This is a genomic window from Novosphingobium sp. CF614, from assembly GCF_900113255.1.
GTDB lineage: Bacteria > Pseudomonadota > Alphaproteobacteria > Sphingomonadales > Sphingomonadaceae > Novosphingobium.
On sequence record NZ_FOOR01000004.1, the window covers coordinates 59,309 to 71,149 of the forward strand.

An 11,841-nucleotide genomic window follows, 5' to 3' on the forward strand; every position below is an offset into this window, starting at 1 on the left:
GCACGATGGATTCCGCCGCCGAACTCGCCATCCGCGCCCGCCGCGCCGCCTTCAACCGCGCCATCGCCGAAGGCGACGCGGGAGCGATCGGTGCCATCCTCTCCCGCGATTGCGTCATGGTGACCGGCAGCGACAGCGCCGTCGTTTCCGGCCGCAACGCGCAGATCAAGGCGTGGCGCCGCGAATTCGCCAGCCCCGCGCGCACGATCTACACGCGCACGCCCATCAGCGTCGTCATTTCCAGGGTCGAGCCCGTGGCGCTCGAACACGGCCACTGGCAGGGGATAGAGGCCGGTTCGGGCGCCGGTTCGGGCAAGGCGCTCGCCTTCGGGGACTATAGCGCAAAGTGGCGCGAGGTGCTGGGGGAATGGACGATCGTGGCGGAAATCTATGCGACGCTGCGATAGGGCCGCCCGTGTTTTTCGATCCCGGGCCTTAATCATTTGGGTTAGCTGACGCTATAATTGTCAGGACGGCAACTGGGGGCCGTCCTCCCCCTCCCGGGGGAAAACGCGAAAACAGGTGGAGCGATGCTCAGCAAGATCAACCCTTCCGCGGTCGTCGCTCAATGCTGGTACATGCGCCGCCATGTGCCCGAAGGGCGGCGGTGGCGCGAGGCGGATGGAGCCGTGCATTGCACCTGCCGCTATTGCCAACGCCCGATCCGTTCGCGCGGGGGCGGAAGATGGGATCTTGCCGAAGGATTCGATCTCGATGCGCTGGCCGAATCGGGACGGACCAGCCACTTCTGCGTGATCGACGCGCTGGATGACATGGTGATTGCCCGCTATCCGCTGTCCAACGGCGCGGATGAGCAGACCATCGCCGCGCGCCTGGCGGAAATCTGCGCAATCCACGGCATCGAGGATTCGAACAGCGTGCTGGAGGTCCGCCTTGTCCAGACCCGGGGCGGATTGCGCCGGGTTCATTGACGCGTCCGCGTGCCGGATACGCGTCCGCCGCGCTGGCACTGGCCCGCAAGCCCCGCCAGGACGGCAACAAGCAGCACCACGCTGGCAAGCGCGGCGTAGACCGCGACGGTCTGGATCTGGGCAAGATACCCGCGCACGGCCACGGCGATGCCGAGCGAGACCAGGATTCCGCCGGTGATCCAGCGGGCGATCCGCGCGCCATCGGTCACGACATAGGCGATGGTTGAATAGCTGCGGCAGGCGATGATCGCCGCGAACAGCGCGAAGATCGCGAACGCCACCGGCAGGCTGGCCGGCCCGGGCAGTTTCAGCACGGTTTCGATATAGAAAACCGAAATGCCCCACAGCGCGGTCGAAGCCATCACTCCATAGCCCAGCCCGGCGATGGCCGTCGTCCGCAAGATACGATCTTGGCGCCCCGGGTCGCGATCGTTCCAGCCCAGCCGAACGTAGCTCGAAAGCGGCATCAGCAGGAGCATGACGGGGACGGCGAAGCTCTGGAACAGGCGCACGAGGGTGGCATACCAGCCCGCGAGGGATGCGGGGGCGCCGGCCTGCATCCAGACCACCGACAGGCCCAGCGAAGCCGCCAGGAGGCCGTCGGCAATGCCGATCCGGAAGCCGCCGCGCGCGATCCAGCCCGCCCTCCGGGCCGCCCCCCCCAGCAGATAAGGCCTTGCCGACACGAGGTGTACCCCCGCGACGAGACTGGCCAGCAGCAGGTGCCCCTGGATGGCGAGGGCGGCCAGCACCGGATTCTCGCGAATGGGCCTGACCAGGAACGCCAGCCCGATCAGGATGACCTGGAAGACGATCTGGAACAGCGCGGTCACATAGTGTTCGTTGTAGGCCGCCCGCGCATTGTCGAACGTATTCGCGAACGCGGCCGTGGATACCAGCGATGCGATGAGGAACAGTGTCCCCGGGTCCGGCTGGACCGCCGCATAGGCGCCGATCCCGGCCAGCGTGAGCAGGTATACGCAGCCGTTCACCGCGAACATGCTGACCACGCCGGCAGCCTCGCCTTCCCGGTCCCGCGCGGCGTGCGCCTCGCCGACAAGGCGCCGGCCCATGGTGTTGAAACCGCCGAACAGGAACGTCGAGGTGGAACCGAGCGCCAGCGCGCCCAGCAGGAAGCCGTAGCCGCGGACACCGAGATCGAAGCGCAGGAGCGGCAGAATCAGGAATATGCCGACGGCGCCAGGAATGCGCGTGGCGAAATTGACGGCCAGCGACAGCAGCAGCTTCGTGCGTTGCGACTTCGGCGCCGGCGGGCCCCATGCCGCGTTCATCCCAGCAAGCCGCCGGTGATGACGGACGTATCGGTGCCCACTTTCACGAACGGCACATCGTCCGAGCAATAGCGCTCGCCCTCGGCCTCCGTGGCCAGCCAGATCGAGGGCATGTCGCCAAGAAACGCCGCCCAGCGCGAGAACGTGGATTGGGAACCCACCAGCAGCCTGGCGCCGGCCAGCGCGGCAAGGTCCGACAAGTCGTCGCCCTCCCGCCGCATGCGCACCCCGTCGATGGCAAGGAGCGGCGAGAGTTCGCGTGCGGCGCCGTCGGAAAAGACGTGAACCGGCAGGCCCGGAAAGATCGCGCGCAACCGGCGCAGCACGCCTTCGTACCATGCGAGCGGAATGCGCAGGTTGTTCACATTGCCGTGCCGCGGATCTTCCGGATCGGCCTGCGCGAAGTCTCCCAGCCGCACGTGCACCGCGATGTAATCGCCGTTTCCCCAGCCCCGCTGCAGCGGCAGCCTGGGCTTGGCGATCTCCAGCAGGCGCCGACGCATGTCCTCGCGCGCGGGAAAGAGCGGTTCGAAGATATGCTTGCGGCAGGAAACGACGGTCAGCCGCCCGTTGCTGCGCGCGGTGGCCGGCCCTGGAACGGCAATGTCGCGCCAGGACCCGCCGAGGCCGGAGGCCAGCGCCAGGCCCTTGCGCGGACCCGACACATCGGACGGCGCGGCGCGGAAGAGCCCGAGGTAAAACCGCTTCGAGTGCTCCCCGCGCAGCAAGGGGCCAAGCTTGAGCGATGGCCAGGCCGGCTCGATCAGTCGCGCCCCGATGCGCCGCGCCAGCATCATCGCGTGGCAATAGGTGATGAGGCAATTGCCGATGCCGGCCCCGGCGACGCGGAAGTAGCCCAAGTCGAATTCCGCTTCGAAATGGGGATACACGTATCCGCCGGCGATCGCACCGCCCGCCGCTTTCGGCACCGGGTTCAGGCGCATTTCACGCATGAGGGCCGGCGGCGCGGCGGCAACGCGGTGAACCGCCCCGGCACGACGCGCAGCGCGGCGATGATGACGGCCAGCAGCGCCATCGAGATGATCCCGAAGACCGGATCGAAGCGCCACATCGCGAAACCGACGAAGACACCGACGTATCCCACCACTTGCGAGCGTCTCCCCAGCGCCCGGAACAGCGCTTCGTAGACCAGCAGCAGCACTGCCAGGCCGACCCACCAATAGGCGCCGAAATTGATGTAGGGTTCGCCCAGCAGGGTCGAGTTGAGCGCCAGGTGCCGGTCCTGGTTGATCGCATAGCCCAGGTCGGTTCCGAAATTGTCCGGCCTGCCCGCCCAGACGATCTTGGGCAGGTAGAAGGTGACCGGGCGAATGAACATCTCGCCCGGGCGGTATTCCAGCCCGCGCTCTCCGGCATGCCGCACGATATGATTGAGAGCCACCAGGTTGATCGATTCGAACACCCCGTTGAGCGTCAGGACCAGCGGCTTGTCTTCACTGGCGTGCGCGAAGGCCGTCGCCGCCGCACCAGCGATGGCGCTTGCGCTGCGATCCGTCGTCGAGACCAGGCCGCGGAACATCGGCCACATGTTGCTGACCGTGGGGATCATGGTGAACACCAGCGTCGCCAGCGCCAGCAGCATCGGGACATTGCGGCGATAGAGCAGGAGGACCGCTATCAGCAGGTAGACGAAGGTGATCCGGTTGAACGTGGTCGCCAGGTCGAAAAAGGCCATGACCACGCCCAGGCCGATCGCCCGGAGCCGCGAGATCCGCCCTTTCGCCACGCAATAGACGAGGACGCCGAAAATCGCTGTCCGCGCGAAGTTGCTGACGTGCTTGATGAGCAGGAACGCCGGGTTCGATGCCAAGGCCGCATCGGCCGCGAGATACCAATGCCCCCCCGATGCGATGCCCGAACCGAGAAAGCCGTAAGCGCTGCTGGAAAGCCAGATCGTAACGATGAAGGGCAGAAACCGCCGGTCGGTGCGATCGATCGCGGGAGCCCCCGGCCGGGTGACGAGATGGAGCAGCGCCGTGAGGTGGATGGCGCCGATCACGACCGCCGTCGCGGCAATGTCCTGGAAAGGGTAATAGGCGTGCGTGTTCAGGAAATCGGGCGGCATGCTGCCGTGGAGCAGGATGAACAGCATCGGCGCGCAGATGTAATAGGCATGGCCGATCAGAACGCCGTCCATGAAGCGCATGCGGGCGAAGCGGATGCGGGCCATCGAGAGGACGACCATCGCCGTTCCCAGCAGGTAGGCGATCCAGATGGCCGTGGCGCTCAGCATCGCGCGCAACCGGATCGGCCGAACGCGCGCCGCTTGACCGCCTCGGCGGGATTGCCGCGATAGATGGTCCACGCGTCCAGATCGTCGAAAGTGACTGCCCGCGCGCCCAGCACGGCGCCGGTGCCGATGCGGACCCCCGGCCCGACGAAGGCATCGGCGGCCACCCAGGCATGCTCCCCGATCTCGATCGGACGCAGGACGAGCTGGAAATCGGGATCGTTGGCCCGGTGCGTGCTGGCGCAGATGTGGGCGCCCTGGCTGACGACCGCTCGTGATCGGATCGAGACGGCCCCCTGGTTGTAAAGGCGCACGCGCGGGCCGACCGTGACGTGATCGCCGAGCGTCAGGTTGGCGGGATGCCAGACGATCGCCGATCCATAGAAGCGCGCGCCGCGTCCTATGCGCGCGCCGAACAGCCGGAGCAGGAAACATCTCCAGCGGTGGAGCGGCGGCGGCGTCCAGGCGGCGGCCAGGGCCCAGACGCACCGGAACAGCATGCGCTCCAGCCGGTTGTACAGGGAGAAGCTGGGCCCGCCCTGGACGAGTCCGGTGTCGCGGGCATCAAGCGGCTGGGCATGAATGGCCCGGATTTCCGACGGTCTGCTCATGCGGTGCGAAAGTCCCGCATTTCGCCGCCGATGACTTCGGCATGATGGCGCCGCATCGTGTCTTCGCCAAAGCGCCACCTGATGCGCCTGGCCGGCAAGCCCGCCATCACCGCGTAGGGCGGCACGTCCCTGGTCACCACCGCGCCCGCGCCGATGACCGCGCCGGTCCCGATGCTGACGCCTTCCATCACGGTGACGCGCTGGCCGAGCCACACGTCGGCGCCCAGGATCGTCGCCGGGCGGGGCCGTTCCGCAAAGGCCAGCCGGGTGGGAAGGCCGGCGATATCGTAGAGGTGGTCCGCCCCCACGATCTTGCAGCCGGCGGCCAGCATGCACAGATCGCCGATCACGATCGGGCCGTGACATTCGAAATCCGCGCCAAGATAGGCGAAGCGGCCGATCCGGCTGCCGGGCGCGAGGCGGATGTTGCGCCCCCAGTGAAGGCCCTCCCCCAGTTCCGCCAGCCGATGGCGCCGGCGCAGCAAGCGGACGAGGCATGCGCGCACCGCTCTCTTGCAGCGGCCCTCGATCCCGGCGCGGCACCGCGCGATGACCGCGTCGGCGGCGCGTTCGGGCGCGGGCAGGTCGGCCGGAACGGCGCGGCTAGGCATTTCCGGTTACTTCCAGCACCGCGTCCTCGATGATGCGGGCCTGCACGTCCGGAGACCATTTCGCGCGGATCGTCCTTCGCGCGGCGGCGCGCACGACGGGGCGGGCCGGGGCCGAGCGGAGCCAGCGCTCCATCGCCGCCGCCAGACCGGCGGTGTCGCCGTGCGGGAAGAAGGCCCCGGTCAGGCCTTCCTCGATCGCCTCCACCTCCGGCATCTGCCGATCGAAGTGGTCGTGGGTGATCGCCGGCGTCCCGTACATCAGGCTGTGCATGGCGGTGAGGCCGATCTTGCCGGGCGAGACCGTGAGATCGGCATGGTAGATGAATTGCCCCGTGATGTCCTCGTCGTAGCAGGCACCGAAGAAATGCACCGCGACGCCCAGGCACCTTGCCCGTGCTTCCAGCCCCTCGCGCGCGGGACCATCGCCGACGAGCAGGACATTGACCGGCAGGCCGCGCCGCGCCAGCAGTGCCGCGGCATCGACCAGCAGGTCGAAGCGGCACTGCCGCGTCAGCCGCGCGGTGCAGATCACCAGCGGCCGGCCGGGATCGGCGAACAAGCCCTGCGGCCGCAGGCTTGCCAGCGTGCCCGATTCGATGCCGGCGATCACCCGGTCCGCCCGCTCCAGGTCGAGACTGTTGTAGACCACCCGGATCCTTTCCGGGGGGAATCCAGCCTCGGCACCCAACCGCCTGCCGCGCTCGGAATAAGTGAGGAAACCATGCGCGAGGCGGAAATAGAGCCCGCGCACGCGCGCCTTCACGGCGCTTTCGCGCCTGAGCCAGCCGTGCCCCCAGAACAGCACCGGAATCCTCATCCAGCGGGCCAGCGCGGCGGCGATCCAGGTCGAGGCGAAATGGGGATCGGCAAGGAAGATCACCGCATCGTAGCCGCCGTTGCGGACCGCCGCGATGGCGGCCGGCTGCCACGTTATCCTGCCGTGGCAGGTGAACGGCGCGCGGACGAAGTGCCTCACCGATCCGGGATCGGCATGGACGATCCCCGCGAACGGCTCGCCGCTGCCGTGGAAGTGGTATTGCACCCGGTCGCCGCGATCCATCGCCCGCATCACCGCCTCCCGGTAATGCGGCCAGAGATGATAGATCACGGCGACTTTGAGCGGATGCGTCACCGCAGCATGTCCTCCAGCGCGGCCGACGCGGCGCGGGCATAGCGTTCGCCGATATAGGCCGCGCCATATTCGGTCGGATGGGTCCAGTCCGCCGCGAACAGATACCGCGCGTTGCCTTCGCTCTGGTGCACCGTGGCCTCCGCAGCCGCCGTCACCGCGCCGGTCCAGGTCACCGCCGTGCTGCCGCTGGTGAAGCTGCCCAGCCGCGTGGAGCCGTCCGAAAACACGATCGTATAGAGCGAGGAGGAAGTCGTCCGGCTCCAGGCGGAGGCCAGCGTGCCGCCCGCCGCGCCGGAAAGCGGGGCAGTGAACAGCAACTGCGCGCCCGCGCCCGAAGCCCAGGCACCCCGGGGATCGGAAACGATCGGCACGAAACGGCAGAGCGGGTCGGCGAACGCCGTGACCGCCGCCTGCACCGCCTGTTCGGCCGAAGTGATCGACGGTGTGCCGGTCAGCGGGCCGGCCGGGATCGGCACGCAGCCGAAGACCACGATCGGCACCTCGGGGAATTGCCGCCGCGCCTCGATGAGGCCGGCCAGCGCGTTTGCCTGCGCCACCGCGGCGTCGCGGTTGCGGTCGTTGACCGAGGCCGTCAGGAAGATCACTTCGGGCGGATAATAGCTCATGGCCAGGTCGCCCGCCGCGATCCGCTGGTCGAAGCGGTGGGCGCTCTGGTTCGCGTGGTTCCATCCGGTCCCGCCGGAGCCGCTGGCGTGGAGGGCCAGTCCCATGCGGTCCGCCATCTGCGCGCTCACGCCGTCCCCCCGCTGCGCCGGTCCCGCGCCCTGCACATAGCTGTCGCCCAGGAACACCGCATGGACGATCTCGCTGGTGTCGACCGGCCACATGAACGCGCCATTCTCCACATAGCCGCCTATGAAGCCCGATGCCTGGCTGGCCTCGATCATCACATGGCGGATGGCCCGCGCGCCGAAATCGAGCGTAACGTACTGGCTGGTGCTGCCGGTCGTGACACCCAGCGTGGTGCCGGCCGGCGAGACATGCCTGCCATCCACGATGAAGCGATAAGGCACCACCGATGGAAACAGCCGCGCGGTGAAATAGCGGCTGTCGGCCACCGCTTCCCACCGGGCATATGTGTTTATTTCCGAGGCATAAGTACGCCCCCCATCGACCCACGCGGCGCGCAGCGCGGAAGCGCCGGCGTTGAAGCCGTGAACCCCGCCGACCACGTGCCAGATGCCGAGGGCGGCGCTGTTGCACAAGTATCCGTTGGCGGCATGGGGATTGGCCGGACCGTTGTCGGTGATGGCGGGCGCGGGGGCATAGGCCCCGGCCGTGCGCGGATTGGACAGCGCCGCCTTTGCCGCGGCGCGGCGCAGACGGGCCAGGCGATGGAGGTTGCCGACGGCACGCCGGCTGGCGGCGGGAAGAGTCACGGACAGCATCGGCGCCTCCTCAGGCCAGGGCGAAGAAAGTGGCGGGGACGTTCGTTCCGCTGCCAACCACCTCGATCGCGGCGAAAGGCAGAATGGAAAGGCCCGCCTCGACCGGGAACACGATCATGCTGGCATCGGCGAAACGCAGCGCCACGTCGCCGGCGCCCTGCGCCACGATGGCGATGGCACGGGGCGCCGCGATCGGCGTGTCCGGCGTGATCGGGGCGACGCCCGCGAAGGAAGGCTCGCTGATCGGCAGCGGCGACTGGCCGGAAACGCCCACCGCTCCCTCGGGATCGGCGAAGGCGATGGCGGTCTGCGGCACGTAGGCCGCAGGGGCACTGATCGGAATGCTCATGCGAAGTCTCCGGAAGCTGCGGGCGATCGGCCCGGACGAATCGGGGAGACTCGATTCTATGCGGCGCAGGCACCTGTAGGAAAGAACAAAATAAGAACATCGTCAATGAACGAAATCGCACAGCTGCGCTTCGAAGCGCGTGTCGTGCTCATGGGGGTCCTGATAGATGTCTTCGATGCGGCCGGTGTTGAAAGAGGATGAACGGCGCTTGATGCCGTGAACTTCATATCCCTTTTCAAGAAGCATTTCGGAAAGGTATGCCCCATCCTGCCCGGTAATTCCGGTAATCAACGCGATTTTCGACATGAAGCGATCCGCCACCGAACTGAGCCCCGGGTGGAACATTATTCCACCGGTATTCTTCGAGGATGAAAGCTGCTCTCGCCGATCACAAGATGGTTAATAGAATTTCATTCTTATGCACGGCGATGATCGAACATGGTCTCCGGGCATGGCCTTACGGCGATATTGTGCTAAAGGCGCACGCGCTGATGTCGCTATCGACGGATATCGGGCCGCCTCGGCTCCTCCCTTTGTCCCTAAATCGCTTCACGAAGCCGGGATGCGCCGCGTTGGCGCATGCCCGCTGAACCTAAGGACAAGGAACCGTCCATGATTACCGGAAAAGTAAAATTCTTCAATGCCGACAAGGGCTATGGCTTCATCGCGCCGGAAGGCGGCGGGGACGATGCCTTCGTGCACATCTCCGCGGTGGAACGCGCGGGCCTGCGCACGCTCGACAAGGACCAGCGCGTTTCCTACGAGCTGGAAACCGATCGTCGCGGCAAGACCTCCGCGGTCAATCTCCAGACCGCCTGAAACGGCTGAAGGGGGCCGGCACGCCTTCGCGGGGGTGCCGGCCCTCGGCATTTTGATGATCTCAAGGAAGTCGAGTACCGATTGATGGCAGGATACAAGGAACCGGGCTTTCAGGACCGGGTCGCGGCCGCCGAGCAGGCCCGGGCCAAGGCGCTCGCGCGCCTGAAGGCCAAGCCCCCGGTCGATCCGGCCGTGCTGGCCGAGCGCGCCGCCAAGGCGCGCGCGCGCGAAGCGGCGCAGGCGGAAAAGCGCGCGGCGGCCAAGGCCGAACGCGAAGCCAGGCAGGCCGCCGAGCTGGCGAAAGCCGAAGAACGCGCGCGGGAAACGGAGCTGCCCCCGCCGCCGCCGGAACTCACCGAGGCCGAGCGCAAGGCCGCTCGCGATGCGCGCTATGCCGCGCGCAAGGCACGCCGGAAGTAGTTCGGCCGATCCATAAGGCACCATCATGAGCGGGCACGAAGTGATAGGCACCGCCATGGTGCCCGACGGGGTGGAGCTGCGCCTGCTGCGCAGCGGCGACGACTATGCCATCGTCCTGGAACGCAACGAGCTGATGAGCACGGACATCAACGCTTCGGAGGAAGCGCTCGCGACGATGACCTGCGAACGGCTCGGCCCCTGCCAGGCGCCGCAGCTGCTGATCGGCGGCTACGGCATGGGCTTCACCTTGCGCGCGGCGCTGGCGGCGCTCGGCGAGGATGCGAGCGTGGTGGTGGCCGAGCTGGTGCCCGAAATCATCGAATGGGCGCGGGGCCCGATGCGGGAACTGACCGCCGATTGCCTCGACGACGCCCGCGTGCTGCTGGTGAACGACGATGTCGCGATGCTGATCGACGCGGCAACGGACGGCTACGACGCGATCCTGCTCGATGTCGACAACGGGCCCGACGGGCTCACGCGCGAACTGAACGATCACCTCTATTCCCGGCACGGGCTGCAGGCGGCCATGACCGCGCTGCGACCCGGCGGAATCCTCGCGATCTGGTCCGCGGAGCCCGATCCGGCCTTCGCCGTGCGGCTGCGCGACGCCGGCTTCGAAGTGACGGAAGTGCGGGTGAACGCCCAGACCGACTCCCCGGCCGACTGCCCGGCCGACTGCGCCGACGAGCGCCACGTCATCTGGTTCGCCCGGAAGGACTGAGCGGGCATTCTCCGCCTCGCAGCGACGAAGAGCGGGAAACAAGCGCTCCGGTCAAGGCCATCCGGTATCAGTACTTGCCCCAGACGAACTTGGACGAAAGCGCGAAGTTCCACACCGATCCCAGGATGATGCCGGTCACCACCGCCACCACGTCGTGCAGGCCGATGGTCTTGAGCACCGCCGCCGCGCCGACATTGGTCAGCAGGCCCAGCGAACAGGTCACGCCGAACTGCGCCCAGCCGCGCATCAGCGGGCCGAAGCCGCGCAGGCGCTTGTCGGAATACGTCAGTTCGTTGTTGAGCACGAAGTTGAACGTCATGGCGACGACCGCCGCCAGCGTGTTGGCGACGTTGAAAGTCGCGCTTTCCGACCAGTTGCCGTAGACGAAGCGCTCGGAGAAGACCAAGTGCAGCATGATCCACAGCGCGCCCAGCTGCACCAGCACGCCCAGCGCGCCCACGGTGCCGAACAAGGCGAAGCGCGTGGGGATGATCCGCCCCAGCCACTTGTCGTAGAGGCCTACAAGGAATTCGAACACGACGGTCTGATCCAGCTTGCTTTCGCCCTCTGCCCGAGCAGCGAAGTTGAGGGGGAATTCCTTGACCTTGAGCGGCCGGTCGACCGTGGCCAGGATATCGAGCAGGATCTTGAAGCCCACGCCCGAAAGCCGGTGCGCGTCGGCGCGCAGGGTTTCGGTGCGCAGCATGAAGAAGCCGCTCATCGGATCGGTCAGTTCCACGCCGGTGACCTTGTTGGCGATTCTGTTGGCGAGGCCCGAGACCTTGACCCGGTCCGGCCGCCCCCAGGCCTCGGTGCTCGCCCCTTCGGCGAAGCGCGAGGCATAGGCAAGGTCGTATTCGCCCGAGGACACCGCCTGCAGCATGCCGGGCAGCAGCGCCGGGTCGTGTTGATGATCGGCGTCCATCACCGCGACGATCGGCGCGGCGGTGGCGCACATGCCCTCGATCGCGGCGCTGGCGAGGCCGCGGCGGCCGATGCGCTGGATGCAGCGCACGCGCGGGTCCACCTGCGACAGGCGGCGCGCTTCTTCCGAGGTGCCGTCCGGGCTGTTGTCGTCGACGAAGATCACTTCCCAGGAAATGCCTTCGAGCGCCTTGCCCAGGCGTTCGATCATCGTCGCGACATTCTTGCGCTCGTTGTACGTCGGCAGCACGACCGCGAGCTCGAGCGGCGCCATGCGCGCGCCCGGGCGAACCTGGGCAGCCGTACCGACAGCTTGGGCAAGATCGGAACTGGTAATGTTCATGCGTCCCGCATTTAGGTGGTAAAGCTC

14 protein-coding genes and 1 pseudogene are annotated in these 11,841 nt (G+C 67.3%); 5 read left to right on the forward strand and 10 right to left on the reverse strand.

Annotation, left to right across the window (positions count from 1 at the left end; genetic code table 11):
- Positions 1–5: 5 nt before the first annotated feature.
- Positions 6–407, forward strand: coding sequence for a DUF4440 domain-containing protein (locus tag BM052_RS06380; RefSeq protein WP_091144616.1), 402 nt, complete (start codon positions 6–8; stop codon positions 405–407).
- 123 nt (positions 408–530) lie between these two features.
- On the forward strand, positions 531–932 hold the full coding sequence (locus BM052_RS06385; RefSeq protein WP_091144619.1) for a hypothetical protein: 402 nt from the start codon (positions 531–533) through the stop codon (positions 930–932).
- Here BM052_RS06385 and BM052_RS06390 read toward each other — a convergent pair.
- The 9 genes and pseudogenes from BM052_RS06390 to BM052_RS06430 all read right to left on the reverse strand — a co-directional run.
- Positions 926–2,224: a hypothetical protein gene (locus tag BM052_RS06390; RefSeq protein WP_091144622.1), complete on the reverse strand. Its 1,299-nt coding sequence runs from the start codon at positions 2,222–2,224 to the stop codon at positions 926–928. The genes BM052_RS06385 and BM052_RS06390 overlap by 7 nt on opposite strands.
- Positions 2,221–3,177 (reverse strand): O-fucosyltransferase family protein, encoded by a 957-nt coding sequence (locus BM052_RS06395; protein WP_143084756.1) that lies wholly within the window; start codon positions 3,175–3,177, stop codon positions 2,221–2,223. The genes BM052_RS06390 and BM052_RS06395 overlap by 4 nt, the downstream gene beginning before the upstream one ends.
- A complete protein-coding gene (locus tag BM052_RS06400) occupies positions 3,159–4,478 on the reverse strand; it encodes a hypothetical protein (protein WP_143084757.1) in 1,320 nt (439 codons plus the stop codon). The genes BM052_RS06395 and BM052_RS06400 overlap by 19 nt, the downstream gene beginning before the upstream one ends.
- A complete protein-coding gene (locus BM052_RS06405) occupies positions 4,472–5,086 on the reverse strand; it encodes an LbetaH domain-containing protein (protein ID WP_091144632.1) in 615 nt (204 codons plus the stop codon). Before BM052_RS06405 ends, BM052_RS06400 begins: the two co-directional genes overlap by 7 nt.
- The gene (locus BM052_RS06410; RefSeq protein ID WP_091144634.1) at positions 5,083–5,697 is read right to left on the reverse strand and encodes a DapH/DapD/GlmU-related protein; all 615 of its coding nucleotides are present in this window, start codon (positions 5,695–5,697) and stop codon (positions 5,083–5,085) included. The genes BM052_RS06405 and BM052_RS06410 overlap by 4 nt, the downstream gene beginning before the upstream one ends.
- A complete protein-coding gene (locus tag BM052_RS06415; protein ID WP_091144637.1) occupies positions 5,690–6,829 on the reverse strand; it encodes a glycosyltransferase in 1,140 nt (379 codons plus the stop codon). Before BM052_RS06415 ends, BM052_RS06410 begins: the two co-directional genes overlap by 8 nt.
- Positions 6,826–8,238: an SGNH/GDSL hydrolase family protein gene (locus tag BM052_RS06420; RefSeq protein ID WP_091144639.1), complete on the reverse strand. Its 1,413-nt coding sequence runs from the start codon at positions 8,236–8,238 to the stop codon at positions 6,826–6,828. The genes BM052_RS06415 and BM052_RS06420 overlap by 4 nt, the downstream gene beginning before the upstream one ends.
- Positions 8,239–8,248: 10 nt before the next feature.
- Complete coding sequence (locus BM052_RS06425; RefSeq protein ID WP_091144642.1) at positions 8,249–8,587, reverse strand: hypothetical protein; 339 nt, start codon at positions 8,585–8,587, stop codon at positions 8,249–8,251.
- A gap of 114 nt (positions 8,588–8,701) precedes the next feature.
- Positions 8,702–8,893, reverse strand: a pseudogene (locus BM052_RS06430) (GDP-mannose 4,6-dehydratase); the annotation flags it as partial.
- A gap of 306 nt (positions 8,894–9,199) precedes the next feature.
- On the opposite strand from BM052_RS06430, the gene BM052_RS06435 reads away from it, so the two are divergent.
- The 3 genes from BM052_RS06435 to BM052_RS06445 all read left to right on the forward strand — a co-directional run bounded on the left by BM052_RS06435 (position 9,200) and on the right by BM052_RS06445 (position 10,547).
- The gene (locus BM052_RS06435) at positions 9,200–9,406 is read left to right on the forward strand and encodes a cold-shock protein (RefSeq protein WP_091144668.1); all 207 of its coding nucleotides are present in this window, start codon (positions 9,200–9,202) and stop codon (positions 9,404–9,406) included.
- 84 nt (positions 9,407–9,490) lie between these two features.
- The gene (locus BM052_RS06440; RefSeq protein WP_091144671.1) at positions 9,491–9,826 is read left to right on the forward strand and encodes a DUF6481 family protein; all 336 of its coding nucleotides are present in this window, start codon (positions 9,491–9,493) and stop codon (positions 9,824–9,826) included.
- A 25-nt stretch (positions 9,827–9,851) separates the two neighbouring features.
- A complete protein-coding gene (locus tag BM052_RS06445) occupies positions 9,852–10,547 on the forward strand; it encodes a spermine/spermidine synthase domain-containing protein (RefSeq protein WP_091144674.1) in 696 nt (231 codons plus the stop codon).
- 67 nt (positions 10,548–10,614) lie between these two features.
- Here the strand turns inward: BM052_RS06445 and BM052_RS06450 are convergent, their stop codons facing one another.
- Positions 10,615–11,814 (reverse strand): glycosyltransferase, encoded by a 1,200-nt coding sequence (locus tag BM052_RS06450; protein ID WP_091144676.1) that lies wholly within the window; start codon positions 11,812–11,814, stop codon positions 10,615–10,617.
- Positions 11,815–11,841: the final 27 nt, after the last annotated feature.

Excerpts from the sequence above, each read along its gene's own strand:
- BM052_RS06405 (WP_091144632.1), bottom strand. The coding sequence starts at position 5,086 with ATGAGCAGACCGTCGGAAATCCGGGCCATTCATGCCCAGCCGCTTGAT.
- BM052_RS06380 (WP_091144616.1), top strand. The coding sequence starts at position 6 with ATGGATTCCGCCGCCGAACTCGCCATCCGCGCCCGCCGCGCCGCCTTC.
- BM052_RS06450 (WP_091144676.1), bottom strand. The coding sequence starts at position 11,814 with ATGAACATTACCAGTTCCGATCTTGCCCAAGCTGTCGGTACGGCTGCC.
- BM052_RS06420 (WP_091144639.1), bottom strand. The coding sequence starts at position 8,238 with ATGCTGTCCGTGACTCTTCCCGCCGCCAGCCGGCGTGCCGTCGGCAAC.
- BM052_RS06395 (WP_143084756.1), bottom strand. The coding sequence starts at position 3,177 with ATGCGTGAAATGCGCCTGAACCCGGTGCCGAAAGCGGCGGGCGGTGCG.
- BM052_RS06385 (WP_091144619.1), top strand. The coding sequence starts at position 531 with ATGCTCAGCAAGATCAACCCTTCCGCGGTCGTCGCTCAATGCTGGTAC.
- BM052_RS06440 (WP_091144671.1), top strand. The coding sequence starts at position 9,491 with ATGGCAGGATACAAGGAACCGGGCTTTCAGGACCGGGTCGCGGCCGCC.
- BM052_RS06435 (WP_091144668.1), top strand. The coding sequence starts at position 9,200 with ATGATTACCGGAAAAGTAAAATTCTTCAATGCCGACAAGGGCTATGGC.
- BM052_RS06390 (WP_091144622.1), bottom strand. The coding sequence starts at position 2,224 with ATGAACGCGGCATGGGGCCCGCCGGCGCCGAAGTCGCAACGCACGAAG.
- BM052_RS06410 (WP_091144634.1), bottom strand. The coding sequence starts at position 5,697 with ATGCCTAGCCGCGCCGTTCCGGCCGACCTGCCCGCGCCCGAACGCGCC.
- BM052_RS06400 (WP_143084757.1), bottom strand. The coding sequence starts at position 4,478 with ATGCTGAGCGCCACGGCCATCTGGATCGCCTACCTGCTGGGAACGGCG.
- BM052_RS06425 (WP_091144642.1), bottom strand. The coding sequence starts at position 8,587 with ATGAGCATTCCGATCAGTGCCCCTGCGGCCTACGTGCCGCAGACCGCC.
- BM052_RS06445 (WP_091144674.1), top strand. The coding sequence starts at position 9,852 with ATGAGCGGGCACGAAGTGATAGGCACCGCCATGGTGCCCGACGGGGTG.